Annotated in this window: 11 protein-coding genes; 9 read left to right on the top strand and 2 right to left on the bottom strand. The window is 70.8% G+C overall.

The window, feature by feature from the left end; all coding sequences use genetic code 11:
- Window positions 1-47: 47 nt before the first annotated feature.
- On the bottom strand, window positions 48-1616 hold the full coding sequence (locus AB0I98_RS00440) for an alpha/beta hydrolase (protein ID WP_362933010.1): 1569 nt from the start codon (window positions 1614-1616) through the stop codon (window positions 48-50).
- Window positions 1617-1752: 136 nt separating this feature from the next.
- On the bottom strand, window positions 1753-2790 hold the full coding sequence (locus tag AB0I98_RS00435; protein ID WP_362933008.1) for an Rv2578c family radical SAM protein: 1038 nt from the start codon (window positions 2788-2790) through the stop codon (window positions 1753-1755).
- A gap of 169 nt (window positions 2791-2959) precedes the next feature.
- Between AB0I98_RS00435 and AB0I98_RS00430 the strand changes: the two genes are divergently transcribed.
- The 9 genes from AB0I98_RS00430 (at window position 2960) to AB0I98_RS00390 (ending at window position 16007) form a co-directional block, all read left to right on the top strand.
- Window positions 2960-3403 (top strand): SRPBCC family protein, encoded by a 444-nt coding sequence (locus AB0I98_RS00430; protein ID WP_362933005.1) that lies wholly within the window; start codon window positions 2960-2962, stop codon window positions 3401-3403.
- A gap of 169 nt (window positions 3404-3572) precedes the next feature.
- On the top strand, window positions 3573-5957 hold the full coding sequence (locus tag AB0I98_RS00425; protein WP_362933002.1) for an MFS transporter: 2385 nt from the start codon (window positions 3573-3575) through the stop codon (window positions 5955-5957).
- A gap of 144 nt (window positions 5958-6101) precedes the next feature.
- Window positions 6102-8591: a SpoIIE family protein phosphatase gene (locus tag AB0I98_RS00420; RefSeq protein ID WP_362932999.1), complete on the top strand. Its 2490-nt coding sequence runs from the start codon at window positions 6102-6104 to the stop codon at window positions 8589-8591.
- Window positions 8592-8777: 186 nt separating this feature from the next.
- Window positions 8778-9503 (top strand): class I SAM-dependent methyltransferase, encoded by a 726-nt coding sequence (locus AB0I98_RS00415; protein WP_362932996.1) that lies wholly within the window; start codon window positions 8778-8780, stop codon window positions 9501-9503.
- A gap of 60 nt (window positions 9504-9563) precedes the next feature.
- Window positions 9564-10958: a M1 family metallopeptidase gene (locus AB0I98_RS00410; RefSeq protein ID WP_362932993.1), complete on the top strand. Its 1395-nt coding sequence runs from the start codon at window positions 9564-9566 to the stop codon at window positions 10956-10958.
- Between the two features lie 74 nt (window positions 10959-11032).
- A complete protein-coding gene (locus AB0I98_RS00405; RefSeq protein WP_362932990.1) occupies window positions 11033-11866 on the top strand; it encodes a M55 family metallopeptidase in 834 nt (277 codons plus the stop codon).
- Entirely contained in the window at window positions 11859-13163 is a 1305-nt protein-coding gene (locus AB0I98_RS00400) for a M20/M25/M40 family metallo-hydrolase (protein ID WP_362932987.1), read from the top strand. Before AB0I98_RS00405 ends, AB0I98_RS00400 begins: the two co-directional genes overlap by 8 nt.
- A gap of 4 nt (window positions 13164-13167) precedes the next feature.
- The gene (locus AB0I98_RS00395; protein WP_362932984.1) at window positions 13168-15087 is read left to right on the top strand and encodes a prolyl oligopeptidase family serine peptidase; all 1920 of its coding nucleotides are present in this window, start codon (window positions 13168-13170) and stop codon (window positions 15085-15087) included.
- Window positions 15084-16007, top strand: coding sequence for an LD-carboxypeptidase (locus AB0I98_RS00390; protein ID WP_362932981.1), 924 nt, complete (start codon window positions 15084-15086; stop codon window positions 16005-16007). The genes AB0I98_RS00395 and AB0I98_RS00390 overlap by 4 nt, the downstream gene beginning before the upstream one ends.
- The last annotated feature ends 102 nt before the right edge of the window (window positions 16008-16109 follow it).

Below are 16109 nucleotides of genomic sequence, written 5' to 3'. Positions count from 1 at the left end.
TCCATGGTGGACCATGGGTCTGACAACGCCCGCCCCCGACGGTCCGCTCAGCCGCGGAAGCCGAGCATGCCATGCAGTGTCGCGCCGCGTGACGCGGTCGACTCCGAGCTCAGCGGCTCCGGATCGGGCAGCGCGGCGCACACCGCGTCGGCCTCACCGCCGCTGCGCGGCACCGTGCCGTCGGTCAGATACGCCGCCAGGTGCTTGTCCAGACAGGCGTTGCCGCTCAGCGAGATGCCGTGGTTCCCGCCGCCCTGCTCGACCACCAGGCTGGAGCCGCGCAGCAACCGGTGGACCGTCACGCCGCCTTCGTACGGAGTGGCCGCGTCGTCGGTCGCCTGGAACAGCAGCGCCGGCGGCAGCTTGCCGTTGCTGACGTCCACGGGGTCCAGCGAGTCCGTCGGCCAGAACGCGCACGGCGCGTTGTACCAGGCGTTGTTCCAGGTCATGAACGGCGCCTTCGCGTACACCGCCCAGTTGTCCTTGCGCCACTGGCTCCAGTCGCGCGGCCAGTCCGCGTCACGGCACTCCACCGACGCGTAGATGCTGTAGCCGTTGTCCCCCGCGGGGTCGATGGCCGCGAAGTTCTCGTACGACTCGACCAGCGGATCGGCGTTCTTGTCGTTCACATAGGCCGCGAACGCCTCTGCCAGATAAGGCCAGTAGCCGTTGAAGTAGCCGCCCGGAAGGAAGGTGTCCTCCAACTCGGAGGCGCCCACCTTCCCGCCGGCCGGCTTCTTGGCCAGCGCCGCCCGCATCGCGTACCACTTGGCCTCGATCCTGGCCGGGTCGGTGCCGAGCTTGTACGTCGAGTCGTACTTGGCGACCCACGCCATGAAGGCGCGGTGCCGGTCGTTGAAGGCGTAGTCCTGGTCGAGGTTGTTCTCGTACCAGACGCCCGTGGGGTCGACGACCGAGTCCAGGACCAGACGCCGTACGCGCTCCGGGTAGAGCTTGCCGTAGACCGCGCCGAGATAGGTGCCGTACGAGTAGCCGAAGTAGTTGATCTGCTTGGCGCCCAAGGCCCGTCGGATCGCGTCCATGTCCTGCACGGCGCTGACCGTGTTGATGTAAGGCAGCACATCCGCGTACTTCTGGCCGCAGGCCTTCGCGAAGGACTTGGCGCGGACGAGGTTGGCCTTCTCGATCGCCGGTGTGCTGGGCACGGAGTCCGGTCGCACCGGGTTGAAGTAGCCGGGCGAGCAGTCGAGAGCGGGCTTGCTCGCGCCCACCCCGCGCGGGTCGAAGCCTATGACGTCGTACTGGGCCGCGACCGCCTTGGGCAGTGCGGAGGCGACGAATCCGGCGAGCGTCAGGCCGCTGCCGCCGGGGCCGCCGGGGTTCACCAGCAGCGGGCCCTGGTACTTCTTCGCGGTGTGCGGGACGCGGGACAGGGCGAGGGTGATCTGCCGCCCGTGCGGGTTCGCATGGTCGAGCGGCACCTTGAGGGACGCGCACTGGAGCGTCGGATAGTCGGTGGTGCCGCATTTCTTCCAGCTGAGTTTCGCGGCGGCGGTGTCCGCGGTCCGCGGGGCGCTCGCGTCGGCGGGGACGGCCGTGACGGTCCCGGCCAGCACGACGGCTGCGCCGCACAGCACGGCTGCGCGTTTTCTCATGGAGTCCTCCCAGGACGGAGGGGTTTCGGACCGCGAGGGTCACGGTCCACGCCGCATCGTCCCGGAAAGCACCCCCGGAAGAACGCGTTCTGGCAAGACTTGACCCAATCGGGTCGCGAGATGCGCCAGAACGCTCCTAAATCAGCGAAAGTTGGGTCGGTTCGGACAGATCCGGTCCTACGGGCTCAGGTTCCCGGATCCGTCGCGGCATGCCCCCGTCCGCGGGGCCGATGCCGTACTCCTGGGCCAGTTCATGGACCTGACGGGTGATCCGGCGCTGGTACCACTTCGGCGCATAGGCACCGGCCGCGTACAGCCGCTCGTAACGACGCACCAGATACGGGTGGTGCTGGCCCAGCCAGGCCATGAACCACTCGCGTGCGCCGGGGCGCAGATGCAGCACCAGCGGCGTGACCGAGGTGGCCCCGGCAGCCGCGATCGCCCGCACGGTCGCCCGGAGTCGGTCCGGATGATCACTCAGGAACGGAAGCACCGGCGCCATCAGGACCCCGCACCCGATGCCGTGCTCGCTCAGGGTCCGTACGACGTCCAGCCGGCGCTCCGGCGCGGGCGTGCCCGGCTCGACGGTGCGCCACAGCTCGGGGTCGGTGAAGCCGACCGAGACGGAGATGCCGACGTCCGTCACCCGGGACGCCTGCTTGAGCAGTTCGAGGTCGCGCAGGATCAGCGTGCCCTTGGTGAGGATCGAGAAGGGGTTCGCGTGGTCGCGCAGGGCGGTGAGGATGCCCGGCATCAGGCCGTACCGTCCCTCGGCCCGCTGATAGCAGTCGACGTTCGTGCCCATCGCGATGTGCTCGCCCTGCCAGCGGCGTGAGCCGAGCTGACGGCGCAGCAGCTCCGGGGCGTTCACCTTGACCACGATCTGGGAGTCGAAGTCGATCCCGGTGTCGAGGTCGAGATAGGTGTGCGTCTTGCGGGCGAAGCAGTACACGCACGCGTGCGTGCAGCCCCGATAGGGGTTGACCGTCCAGTCGAAGGACATGCGGGAGACCCCCGGCACCCGGTTGATGATCGAGCGGGCCCGCACCTCGTGGAAGGTGATTCCGCGGAACTCGGGCGTGTCGAAGGTGCGGGTGACCACAGAGTCCGCGCCGAACAGTGCGGCGTCGGTCTGGCTGCCGCCGGACTTCACTGTGAGGTTCTCCCAGCGCATGACGCCTCCTCGGTAGCGGTGCGCCCCGATTGAAACACGTGTTCGAATTATCGGGCAAGGGCAGTTTCTGATCGCTTCGGACGCCCGGGGGCACCCCGATTTGGGCCGCCGGGGAGCGGGGTGGTTGGCTTGCCCCCGCCCCCGAAAAACCAGGTCCTGGAGGAAGTCAATGGCGCAGGTCGAGGCCACTACGGAGCGGGTCGTCGCGGCGGACGCGGAGAAGGTGTTCGACGCCCTCGCCGACTACAGCAACACCCGCGCGAAGCTGCTGCCCGAGCACTTCAGCGAGTACGAGGTGCGCGAGGGCGGCGACGGCGAGGGCACCCTCGTGCACTGGAAGCTCCAGGCCACCAGCAAGCGGGTGCGTGACTGCCTCCTGGAGGTCAGCGAGCCCACCGACGGCGAGCTCGTCGAGAAGGACCGCAACTCCACGATGGTCACCACCTGGCGGGTCACCCCGGCCGGCGAGGGCAACTCCCGGGTCGTCGTGCACACCACCTGGAAGGGCGCCGGCGGTATCGGCGGCTTCTTCGAGAAGACCTTCGCGCCCAAGGGCCTCGGTCGGATCTACGACGCGGTGCTCGCCAAGCTCGCCACCGAGGTCGAGAAGTAACCGAAGGTCGAGAAGTAGCTCAAGGCGCAGGTTTCTCAAGGCCGTTGACGTCTCACCGGTTCGAGTGGAACTCCTGGCCGACCGGCATGATGCCGTAACTCGTCGCGCTTGCTCGTAGTTGTCGCTTTTACGCGGGAATTGTGCGGCAGCGCGACGAGGGGAGCGGTACGTGGGCGGGACGACTCCGGTGCAGGACGAACCGGCCCTGGCACCCCCGCAGACCCCCGCACCGCCACCGCCCCAGCCGGTCGAACTCAGCCCCCGCCGCGTGCGGTTGGTCTTCCTCGGTCTGATGCTGGCCCTGCTGCTGGCCGCCCTGGAGCAGATGATCGTCGCCACCGCGCTCCCGAAGATCGTCGGTGAGCTGCACGGCCTGGACAAGATGTCCTGGGCGATCACCGCCTATCTGCTCACCTCCACCATCGGACTGCCGATCTACGGCAAGCTCGGCGACCTCCTCGGCCGCAAGAGCGTCTTCCAGTTCGCGATCGTCGTCTTCGTCGTCGGCTCCGCGCTCGCGGGCCGGGCCCAGACCATGGACCAGCTGATCGCCTACCGCGCCGTCCAGGGCGTCGGCGCGGGCGGGCTCTTGATCGGCGTCCAGGCGATCATCGCCGACATCGTGCCGCCCCGGCAGCGCGGCCGGTTCATGGGCCTGATCGGCGCCGCGTTCGGCCTCGCCTCCGTCGCCGGGCCGCTGCTGGGCGGCTACTTCACCGACCATCTCTCCTGGCGCTGGTGCTTCTACATCAACGTGCCCTTCGGACTGGTCACGCTGGCCGTCGTCGCCGTCGTACTGAAACTGCCGAAGCCCCAGGCCAAGCCCCGGCTCGACATCCTCGGCTCGCTGCTGCTCGCCGCCGCCTCCACCTGCCTTGTGCTGCTGACCAGTTGGGGCGGCACCGAGTACGCCTGGAGCTCCCGGGTCATCCTCGGCCTGGGCGCGGGCGCCGCGGTCGCCTCCCTGCTCTTCCTGGTCGCCGAGCATTTCGCGCCCGAACCCCTCATCCCGCTGCGGCTGTTCATGGACTCCGTCTTCAACATCACCGGCCTGGTGGGGCTCGTGGTCGGAGTCGCGCTGTTCGGCGCGGCCAGCTATCTGCCGACCTTCCTGCAGATGGTGGACGGGGCGAGTGCCACCGAGTCCGGGCTGCTGATGCTGCCCATGATGGGCGGCATCGTCATCGCCTCGATCGTCTCCGGACAACTCATCAGCCACACCGGCCGCTACAAGATTCACCCGATCCTCGGCGGCGCCCTCTCCGTCGTCGGCATGTGGCTGCTGTCCCGGCTCGACATCGACACACCCCGACTGCACTACAGCATCTGGATGGCCGTCCTCGGCGCCGGCATCGGCATGGTGATGCCCGTGCTGATCCTCGCCGTGCAGAACTCCGTGGGCCCCGCCGATCTCGGCACCGCCACCAGCGCCAACAACTACTTCCGGCAGATCGGCGGCAGCGTCGGCGCCGCTGTCTTCGGCACCCTCTTCGCGGACCGGCTCACCGACGCCCTCGCCGACCGCCTCCCCGCATCCGCGGGCGCCGGGCTGCCCGACCCCGAGTCGATCACCCCGCAGCTCGTCCACGCGCTGCCGCCGGAGTTACGCGACGCGTACATCCGGGCCTACGCCGACGCCATGCCGCGGATCTTCCTCTATCTGGTGCCGGTGCTCGTCCTCGGCCTCCTGATCGCCTTCTTCCTCAAGGAGAAACCTCTGGTGTCCCACAACGCCCCCGAGACGGAAGCCCCGTACGTGCACGCCCCCATCCCGCAGGCCCGATCCCCGTACGCCGCCGGAATCCCCGTCTGCGGCACGGTGCAGCACCCCGACGGGACCGTCGTCCCGCGCGCGGCGCTCACGCTCATCGATGTCGGCGGACAGCAGATCGGGCGGGGCGCGAGCGGTGAGGACGGGCGGTACGCGCTGTCCACGCCCGGGTCGGGATCGTACGTCCTGATCGCGGCGGCGGGCGGGCATCAGCCGCAGGCCGTCTCCGTGACCGTCGGCGAACGCCCCGTCGACCTGGACGTCGTCCTCGGCGGCGCAGGACGGCTCGCCGGGAGCGTGCTCACCGCCGACGGCACGCCGGTGCGGGAGGCCACCGTCACGCTGACCAACGTGCACGGCGAGGTGGTGGCCAGCAGCCGCAGCGGACGCGAGGGCGGGTACGTCATCGGCGAACTGGTCGCCGGGGAGTACACCCTCGCCGCCAGCGCCCCCGCCTTCCGGCCCACCGCGCTGCCCGTCACCGTCCAGGCCGCCCGCGAGACCCGCCAGGACATCGAACTCGCCGGCGGTGCGGTGCTGCGGGGCACCGTGCGCGCGAGCGGCGGGCGTCCCGTCGACGACGCGCGCGTGACGCTGCTCGACGCGGCGGGCAACGTCGTGGACACGCTGACGACCGGAACGGACGGAACGTTCCGGTTCGTTGACCTGTCGAGCGGCGAGTACACCGTCATCGCCGCCGGTTATCCGCCCGTGGCCACCGTGCTCCAAGTGGCGGGCGGGGGACGGACGGAGCGGGACCTCCAGCTGGGTCACGAGGACTGAAACGTCCCACGGGCGCGGGCCCGTGCGCCGGGGCGCTCCGGTTTCGTCAATTCCCGTATTGCCGCACATCGTGAGCGGTCACCGCCGTACCGTGGTGACGGCGGCACAGATCTTGCGGAGCCGTGGGGAGAGAGGGCCGGGGACATGGACCGTGGCACCGAGAGGGACGTACCTCCCAGCCGCGGAGCTGGGGACGGCGCGGTGGAGCCCGCCGCTGCCGGACGTATCCCCCTGGCCGTGGTCGTCGTGGACCGCGACGGTCTGGTGTCGCACTGGAGCACCGGCGCGCGGCGGCTGTTCGGCGCCGCCAAGGAGGACGCGATCGGCCGTCCCGCGCTCGACCTGCTCCCCGTCTCCGGCGCCCTCCCAGAGGACGACGACGTCACCCTGTACGGGACCTATGCGGCGGCCTACGACGGACTCGGACCCGATCTCGAATCCTCCCTCGGCGGGCGGCTGTCCTACCCCGCCGCGGGCCGCGCCCGTCTCGCGGTGACCGCGGACGAGCGGGCGGACGTCCTGTGGTGGGCGTACCCCCTGGTGGGCCCGGGACGGGAGAAGCTGCTGGTGCTGGCGGCCGACGCGGCGGGCCTGCGCTACGACGACGAGGACGCGGTCTTCGAGCGGATCGCCCCCGGCTTCGCCCTGCACACCGACTTCCCCGGCGCCGAGGAACTCGCCCGCCGGCTCCCCGAGATCCTGCCCAGCATGAGCGTCGGCGAGGGCGCCCGGATCGTCGCGCAGGTCCTCGAACTGGGCTATCCCGTCCTGGAGTTCAGCCAGAACGACCGGGTGCCCGTCACCCCCGACTGGGGTGTGCCCCGGCGGGCCGAACGCAAGGCGCGTCGCGAGCGGGCGGCGCGGGCGCGGGCCGAAGGTCTGCCGGTGCCGCAGGAGTTCGCCGACGAGGGCGAGGACCTCGAGTACACCGCCGTACGCGAGCGGCTGGAGTTCCTCAACGAGGTCAGCGGCCGCATCGGCACCTCGCTCGACCTGGCGAAGACCATCGTCGAGGTCAGCCGGGCCGTGGTGCCCCGCTTCACCGACGTCGCCGGCACCTACCTGCGGGAACAGGTCGTCGCAGGCGAGGGGTTCCCGGACGGCGTGCCCGACACGACGACCATGTGGCACCGGGTCGCTCTGGAACACACCGACGAACCCGGCCGCTGGGACGACGTCGTGCCGGTCGGCGAGGCCATGCCGTTCCCGGCGCACACGCCGTTCTTCCAGTGCATGACCAGCGGTGAGCCCGTCCTCGTGCCGCGCATCAGCGAGCAGATGGGGCACGCCATCGCCTCGCAGTTCGAAAAGCGCGACATCAGGCCGCTGATCACGGGCCGCTCCATGCTGGTCGTGCCACTGAAGGCTCGCAATGTGGTCCTCGGCTTCATGATCCTGCTGCGCCACCCCGAGCGCGTCGAGTTCAACGACATGGACCGGGTCACCGGCGCCGAACTCGCCGCCCGCGCGGGCCTCGTGCTCGACAACGCGCGCATGTACACGTACCAGGAGAGCGTCGCCGAGACCCTCCAGGACAGCATGCTGCCGCACATTCCGCCGCGCATGGCGGGCTGCGACATCGCCACCCGCTATCTGCCGGGCACCCTGCTCGGCCGGGTCGGCGGCGACTGGTTCGACTCCGTGAAGCTGCCCGGCGCCCGCACCGCCCTCGTCGTCGGCGACGTCATGGGCCACGGCCTCAACTCGGCCGCGATGATGGGCCAGTTGCGTACGGCCGTCCAGACCATGGCCGCCCTCGACCTGCCACCCGCCCAACTGCTGCGCAACCTCGACGACCTCGCCCAGCGCCTCGGCGACACCTACCTCGCGACCTGTCTGTACGCCGTCTACGACCCGATCGCGAGCGAACTGCACATCGCCAACGCGGGCCACATCCCGCCGGTGCTGGTCCGCGCCGAGGACGGGCACAGCGAACTGCTCGACCTGCCGACCGGTGCGCCGATCGGCGTCGGCGGGGTGCCCTTCGAGGCGGTACGTGTGCGCGTGGAGCCCGGCGACCGGCTGGTGATGTGCACCGACGGCCTGGTCGAGGTGCGCGGCGAGGACATCGGCGTAGGACTCGCGACCCTGTGCGAGTCGGCCGCCCACCCGGCCGCGTCCATGGACGACGCCTGCGACACCATCATCCGCGCCCTCGCGGTGACATTTTCAAAAGCGGGCCGCGGTGGCCGCAAGGACGACGTGGCCCTGCTGATGGCCCGCCTGAACGGCATCGAGCCCGACGACGTGGCCGAATGGCGGCTCCCCCTCGACCCGCTCGAGGTCGGCCGGGCGCGTGCCGCGGTCCGCGAACAGCTCCACGACTGGGGGCTCGCCAAGCTCGCCGACGGCGCGGCGCTGATGGTCAGTGAGCTGGTCACCAATGCCGTACAGCACTCCCACAGCCGCCCCATCGAGCTGCGCCTGGTGCGCGGGGACACCCTGCTGTGCGAGGTGGACGACGACGACCACGAACTGCCGACCCTGCTGAACACGGGCCCCGGCGACGAGTTCGGGCGCGGTCTGCGGGTGGTCAGCACGCTCGCCCGGGAGTGGGGCACGAGTCGGACGAAGGCCGGCAAGACGGTCTGGTTCGAACTGACGTTGCCGCGCGCTCCGCGGGGGACGCGGTAGTTCACCCGCGGGTCGGTGGGGGCTGGTCGCGCAGTTCCCCGCGCCCCTTTGGGGCGTGCGCGAGCGCACGCCCATCGAACGGGCCGTGAAGGTATGCGCCACGCGCTTGATGCCGTGACCAGTGCACGATAGACCGTAGTCGCCCGTCACTCGCGATGGGCGGCCGTCGCACCTGGGGAGTTGGGCATGAGCGTGACGAGTCGGTATCGGGAGGCCTGGGAGGGCTTCTGGCGTGAAGCTCCTGAGGAGCAGGGCGCCGTGTTCTGGGACGCTGAGCCCACGCTGACGGTGGGGGTCCATCTGGCGATCTTCGAGCCGCAGTTGCCCGACCCCAACCTGCCGATGGTGGACCTCGGCTGCGGCAACGGCAGCCAGACCCGCTTCCTCGCCGACCGCTTCCCGCATGTCATCGGCGCCGACCTGTCCGAGGCGGCCCTCGATCACGCTCGCCGCGCCGACCCCGCGGGGCAGGCGACCTACCGGCTGCTGGACGCCTGCGAGAAGACCGAGGCGGAGGCGCTGCACGCGGAACTCGGCGACACCAACGTCTATCTGCGAGGCGTGCTCCACCAGGCCGAACCCGAGGACCGGCAGACGCTCGTCGACGGAATCGCCGCGCTCGTCGGGGAGCGCGGCCGGGCCTTCCTCGTGGAACTCTCCGAGGCCGCCCGGCCCGTCCTGATGGGCCTCGCCCAGAGCCCCGCGGGCCCGCCGCCCAAGCTGGCCCCGGTCTTCCGGCACGGCATCGCGCCCGGCGAGGTCGCCGACGACGCGGTGCCCGTGTATCTGAACGCGGCCGGGCTCACGGTCCTGTCCAGTGGTGAACTGCCGCTGATCACCACGGAGTTCGCCTCCGACGGCACCCGGATCGAACTGCCGTCGAGGTGGCTGCTGGCGGGGCGCACGGCCTGACGGACGGTCAGCCGTCCTGCTCCGCCACGCTGTCAGACCGATGTGGCATGATCCGCTGCCATGTCGTCGATATGCGCACACGTGTGGTGGTCAAAAGCCGGTCGCCGTCTGCTCGTTGTCCCGCTTGCCTTGATCGTGGCAGCGGGCGGCGCCGGTGCCGTCGCGGCACCGGCCCCGCCACCCGCGCCCAAGGCCGCGACGCCTGATCGGCTTCGCTACGACGTGTCCCTGCGCAGTGACGCCGACGGCTCCCACTGGACGGGCCGGCAGCGGGTGTCGTTCCGCAATGCCTCCGATCGACCCCTGCGTGAGGTGTACGTACGCCTGTGGGGCAACGGCGAGGACAAGTGCGGAACGCCGGGCAAGCCGTCCCCCGTGAAGATGTCCAAGGTGCGCGGTGGCACTCCGGGCCGCCTCACCGTGAACTGCACGGCGCTGCGCATCACCCTGCCGAAGCCCCTCGCGCGCGGCGAGCGGACGGCCGTCTCCTTCGACGTGTCCATCACTGTGCCCCAGCGCAACAACCGCTTCGGCCGCGAGGGCGCGTTCCGCTTCCTGGGCAACGCGCTGCCGGTGCTCGCCGTGCATGACGCGAAGGGATGGCACCTCGATCCGTATGTGTCGACCGGCGAGAGCTTCTACACCCTGGCGAGCGACTTCCGGGTGCGCATGGACCACCCGTCGACCCTCAAGGTCCCCGCGACCGGCCGCACGTGGACCCGCCACGGCACGTCCGGGCGCACGGTCACGCACAGCGTCGCGCACCGGGTGCGGGACTTCGCGTGGGCGGCCGGCCCGTTCCGCGTGGCGAGCGAGACCTCGCCCGGTGGTGTTCGCGTGAAGTCTTACTGGGCGCCGAACACGCCCGCGGCGGGAGTGCGCCTCAACCGCAAGGACGGTGTCGCCGCCGTCGACCGGTTCGGCAAGGAGTTCGGCCGTTATCCGTACGGCGAGATCGACTTGGTGATGACCAAGGAGTTCGGCGGCGGTATGGAGTACCCCGGCCTGGTCGTCCTCGGCACCACCGAGGAGGGCGGCGCCGTCGTCCACGAGGTGGCCCACCAGTGGTGGTACGGCATCGTGGGCAACGACGAATACGGCGCCCCCTGGCTGGACGAGAGCTTCGCCCAGTACGCCAACGCACGCTTCTACGGCTGGGACACCCGCGACTGCTGGTCGGACGACGACTGGCCGAGCGACCAGACGGCGCTCACCAACTCGATGGCCTACTGGGCCGAGCACCGGGATGAGTACCACGTCATCTACACGGCCGGCTCCTGCGCCCTGGCGAACCTGGAGCGCACCCTCGGCGCCGACACGATGGCACGACTCCTCAAGCGATACGCCCGCGACCACTGGTACGGCGTCTCCACCACCGCCGACTTCAAGAAGGCCGCACAGTCCGCGACGGACACCGACCTGGACCCCTTCTGGAAGAAGCACCGCATCCGCTGAAACCCCGGTTGTCGCCTCCGGTGCCAGGGCAGCCTCGTAGGAAGTTGCCTCGCCGACGCGTAACGTGAAGCGGTATGAAGATCCTCATCAGCGCCGACATGGAGGGCGCGACGGGCGTCACCTGGCCGGCCGATGTGCTGCCGGGGACGCCGCAGTGGGAGCGGTGCCGGTCGATGTTCACCTCGGATGTGAACGCGGCCGTGCTGGGCTTCTTCGACGGCGGCGCGGACGACGTGCTCATCAACGAAGCGCACTGGACGATGCGCAATCTGCTCCTCGAACGGCTCGACGAGCGGGCGGAGATGCTCACCGGGCGGCACAAGGCTCTCTCCATGGTGGAGGGCGTGCAGCACGGCGACGTGGACGGCATCGCGTTCGTCGGCTATCACGCGGGCGCCGGCATGGAGGGCGTCCTCGCCCACACCTACCTCGCCAACTCCATCACCGGGGTGTGGGTCAACGACGTACGGGCGAGCGAGGGGCTGCTCAATGCGCACGTGGTCGCCGAATATGGGGTGCCCGTCGTCCTCGTCACCGGTGACGACGTCGCCTGCGAGGATGCGCTCGGGTACGCGCCCGAGGCGCTGAAGGTCGCCGTCAAGGACCATGTGTCGCGGTACGCGGCCGTGTGCCGTACGCCGGCCAGGACGGCCTCCGAGATCCGGGCCGCGGCCAAGGAGGCGGTGGGGCTGGCGGTGCGTCAGAAGCCCGTCGTCGGGGGGCCGTTCACCGTCGCCCTGGAGTTCGATGCCGAGCATCTGGCGCTGGCGGCCACCGTCGTGCCGGGTGTGGAGCGGACCGGGGAGCGGAAGGTGGCGTACACCAGCGACACCATGTATGAGGGGATCCGTACCTTCAAGGCGGTCACCACGATCGTCTCGGCCGCCGTGGAGGAGCAGTATGGCTGACCAGCAGGCGCTGGACGAGGTCGTCCGGTTCACGTCCGACCTCATCCGCATCGACACCACCAACCGCGGGGGCGGCGACTGCCAGGAGCGGCCCGCCGCCGAGTACGCGGCGGAGCAGCTGGCCGGGGCCGGCCTGGAGCCGACGCTGCTGGAGCGCACCCGGGGCCGTACGAACGTGGTCGCCCGCATCGAGGGCACGGACCCGTCCGCGGACGCGCTCCTCGTCCACGGTCACCTGGACGTCGTACCCGCCGAAGCCGCCGACTGGAGCGTGCACCCGTTCTCCGGGGAGATCCGCGACGGCGTCGTCTGGGGGCGCGGGGCGGTCGACATGAAGAACATGGACGCGATGATCCTCGCGGTCGTGCGCGCCTGGGCGCGCGAGGGCGTACGGCCCCGGCGGGACCTCGTCATCGCGTTCACCGCCGACGAGGAGGCGAGCGCGGAGGACGGGTCCGGGTTCCTCGCCGACCAGCACCCGGGACTCTTCGAGGGCTGCACCGAGGGCGTCAGCGAGTCGGGGGCGTTCACCTTCCACGACGGCGGCGGGCGTGAGATCTACCCCATCGCCGCAGGTGAGCGCGGTACCGGCTGGCTGAAGCTCACCGCGCGCGGGCGGGCAGGACACGGCTCCAAGGTGAACCGGGAGAACGCGGTGACCCGGCTCGCCGCCGCCATCGCCCGGATCGGCGACCACGAATGGCCGCTCCGGTTGACGCCGACGGTCAGCGCGGCCCTCACCGAACTCGCCGCGCTCTACGGCATCGAGGCCGACCTCGACGACGTGGACGGGCTGCTGCAGAAGCTCGGGCCGGTGGCCAAGCTGGTCGAGTCCACCGTACGCAACAGCGCCAACCCGACGATGCTGGACGCCGGTTACAAGGTCAACGTCATCCCGGGGGAGGCCGTCGCGTACGTCGACGGGCGGTACCTGTTCGGCGCCGAGGACGAGTTCCGCGCGACCCTCGACCGGCTCACCGGGCCGGACGTGGACTGGGAGTTCCACCATCGCGAGGTCGCTCTCCAGGCGCCGGTGGACTCGCCGACGTATGCGCGGATGCGTGGCGCGGTCGAGGAGTTCGCGCCCGAGGGGCACGTGGTGCCGTACTGCATGTCCGGCGGCACCGACGCCAAGCAGTTCTCCCGGCTCGGCATCACCGGCTACGGCTTCACTCCGCTGAAGCTCCCCGAGGGCTTCGACTACCAGGCCCTTTTCCACGGAGTCGACGAGCAGGTCCCGGTCGAGGCGCTGCACTTCGGCGTCCACGTCCTGGACCGCTTCCTGCGGACGGCCTAGCGGTATGGAGCTGGCCTTCGGCTCATGGCCGTCCCCGATCGACGCGGCCCTCGCCGCCGCCCACGACGGGCACCCCGAGTACGTCGGCTTCGTCGGCGATGAAGCGTGGTGGACCGAGCCACGGCCCACCGAGGGCGGCCGGCGCACGCTCGTCAGGCGCCGCGCCGACGGCACCGAGGAGTCGATGCTGCCCGCGCCGTGGAACGTGCGCAGTCGCGTCATCGAGTACGGCGGACAGCCCTGGGCCGGTGTCGCCGGACCCCTCGTCGTGTTCGTCGACTTCGCCGACCAGCGGCTGTACCGGTACGAGCCCGGCAGCGAGCCGCGTCCGCTGACGCCGGCCGGACCGCGCTGGGCCGAGCCGCAGGTGCGCCTCGACGTCGGTGAAGTGTGGTGCGTGATGGAGGAGTTCACCGGCGACGCGCCCACCGACGTACGCCGGGTGCTCGCCGCGGTGCCGCTGGACGGCTCGGCCGCCGAGAACCGGGACGCCGTACGTGAACTGACCGACGACCGGCACCGGTTCGTGACCGGACCGCGGATCTCGCCCGACGGGCGGCGTGCGGCCTGGCTCGCCTGGGACCATCCCCGGATGCCGTGGGACGGCACGGAACTCGTCGTCGCCGAGGTGGACGGTGTCTTCCGTGCGGCGCGCACGGTCGCCGGCGGCCCCGGGGAGTCCATCGCGCAGGTGGACTGGGCGCCCGACGGCTCCCTGCTGTACGCGAGCGACCGCTCCGGCTGGTGGAACCTCTACCGCGGCGGCCGGCCGCTCTGCCCGCGTGAGGAGGAGTTCGGCGGTCCGCTGTGGAAGCTCGGCCACCGCTGGTTCGCCCCGCTGGACAGCGGACTGATCGCCGTCGTGCACGGCCGCGGCGCCACCACGCTCGGCATCCTCGACCCGGAGACCGGCGAGGTCGTCGACGCGGCGGGTCCCTGGACCGAGTTCGCGCCCACGCTCGCGGCGCACGGCGAGCGGATCGTCGCCGTCGGGGCGAGCCCGCGCACCGCGTACGAGGTGGTGGAACTGGACGCCCGTACCGGCAGCGCCCGCGTGATCGGTGCCGCGCACAAGGACACGGTCGACCCCGCCTACTACCCCGAACCGCACATCCGCACCTTCAGCGGCCCGGCCGGACGCGAGATCCACGCGCACATCTACCCGCCCCATCACCCCGCCTGCGTCGCACCCGGCGACGAGCTGCCGCCGTATGTCGTCTGGGCGCACGGCGGGCCCACCAGCAGGGCACCGCTCGTGCTCGACCTGGCGATCGCCTACTTCACCTCGCGGGGCATCGGAGTGGCCGAGGTCAACTACGGCGGCTCGACCGGATACGGACGGGCCTACCGGAACCGGCTGCGTGAGCAGTGGGGTGTGGTCGACGTCGAGGACTGCGCGGCCGTCGCGCTGGCCCTCGCCGACGAGGGCACCGCGGACCGGGACCGGCTCGCCGTCCGGGGCGGCAGCGCGGGCGGCTGGACGGCGGCCGCGTCGCTGGCCACGACCGATGTCTACGCCTGCGGCACGATCATCTACCCGATCCTCGACCTGACCGGCTGGGGATCGGGGGAGACCCACGACTTCGAGTCCCAGTACCTGGAGTCGCTGGTCGGCCCGCTCGCCGAGGTGCCCGCGCGGTACGTGGAGCGCTCGCCCGCCGAGCACGCCGACCGGATCACCGCGCCCTTCCTGCTGTTGCAGGGCCTGGACGACGTGATCTGCCCGCCCGCGCAGTGCGAACGCTTCCTGGCCCGCATGGAGGGCCGACGCGTGCCGCACGCGTACATCACCTTCGAGGGAGAGGGACACGGATTCCGCCGGGCCGACACCATGATCCGCGCCCTGGAGGCCGAACTCTCCCTGTACGCACAGGGCTTCGGCCTGCACCCGCCCGGCATCGACACCCTGGAGCTGACCAAGTGAAGCAGCTGGTACGTCCGCCCCGGCTGGCCCCCGGCGCCCGCGTGGCCGTCGTCGCGCCCAGCGGACCCGTGGCCGAGGAACGACTGCAGGCCGGACTCGACCTGTTGCGCGGCTGGGACCTCGAACCGGTCGTCGCACCCCATGTCCTCGGCCGGCACGGCGAGTTGGACTACCTCGCGGGCACCGACACGGACCGGGCCGCCGATCTGCAGAACGCCTGGTGCGATCCGTCCGTCGACGCCGTGCTGTGTGCCCGCGGCGGCTACGGCGCGCTGCGGATGGTCGATCTGCTGGACTGGGACGCGATGCGCGCGGCCGGGCCGAAGGTGTTCGTGGGCTTCAGCGACATCACCGCGTTGCACGAGGCGTTCGCCACGCGGCTGGGGCTGGTCACGCTGTACGGGCCGACGGCCGCGGGCGCCGACTTCACCAAGAACGCCGCCGCCCAGGAGCACTTGAGGGCGACCCTCTTCGCCCCCGAGTCGGTCCGCACCATCGAGTCACGGGGCAGCGCTCTGGTCCCCGGGCGGGCCAGGGGCGTCACCTACGGGGGCTGCCTCTGCCTCCTCGTGTCCGACCTCGGCTCACCCCACGCCCGCACCGATGCCCGTGGCGGACTGCTGATGATCGAGGACGTCGGCGAACAGCCGTACCGGATCGACCGGATGCTGACCCAACTCCTGCGCGCGGAGCGGCTCGACGGCGTCACCGGGATCGCACTCGGCTCGTGGAGCGAATGCGGTGCCTACGACGCACTGCGCGCCGTGTTCGCCGACCGGCTCGGCGGACTGGGCATCCCGGTGATGGAGGAGTTCGGGTTCGGCCACTGTGACGGGGCGTTGACGATCCCCTTCGGGCTGGAGGCCGAACTCGACGCCGATACCGGCACGTTGACGCTCGACGAACCCGCGCTGCGCTGAGCGAGCCCTACTGAATCTCCGTCAAAACCACTCGTCACGGCGATTGACCTGCGCCTGACACGTGTCACACCATGATTACCGGCCAGTACTTACTGGTCGGTA

Origin of the sequence: Streptomyces sp. NPDC050211 (assembly GCF_040656035.1) — a bacterium.
Taxonomy (GTDB): Bacteria; Actinomycetota; Actinomycetes; order Streptomycetales; family Streptomycetaceae; genus Streptomyces.
This window is presented reverse-complemented; position numbering and strand designations above follow the sequence as displayed.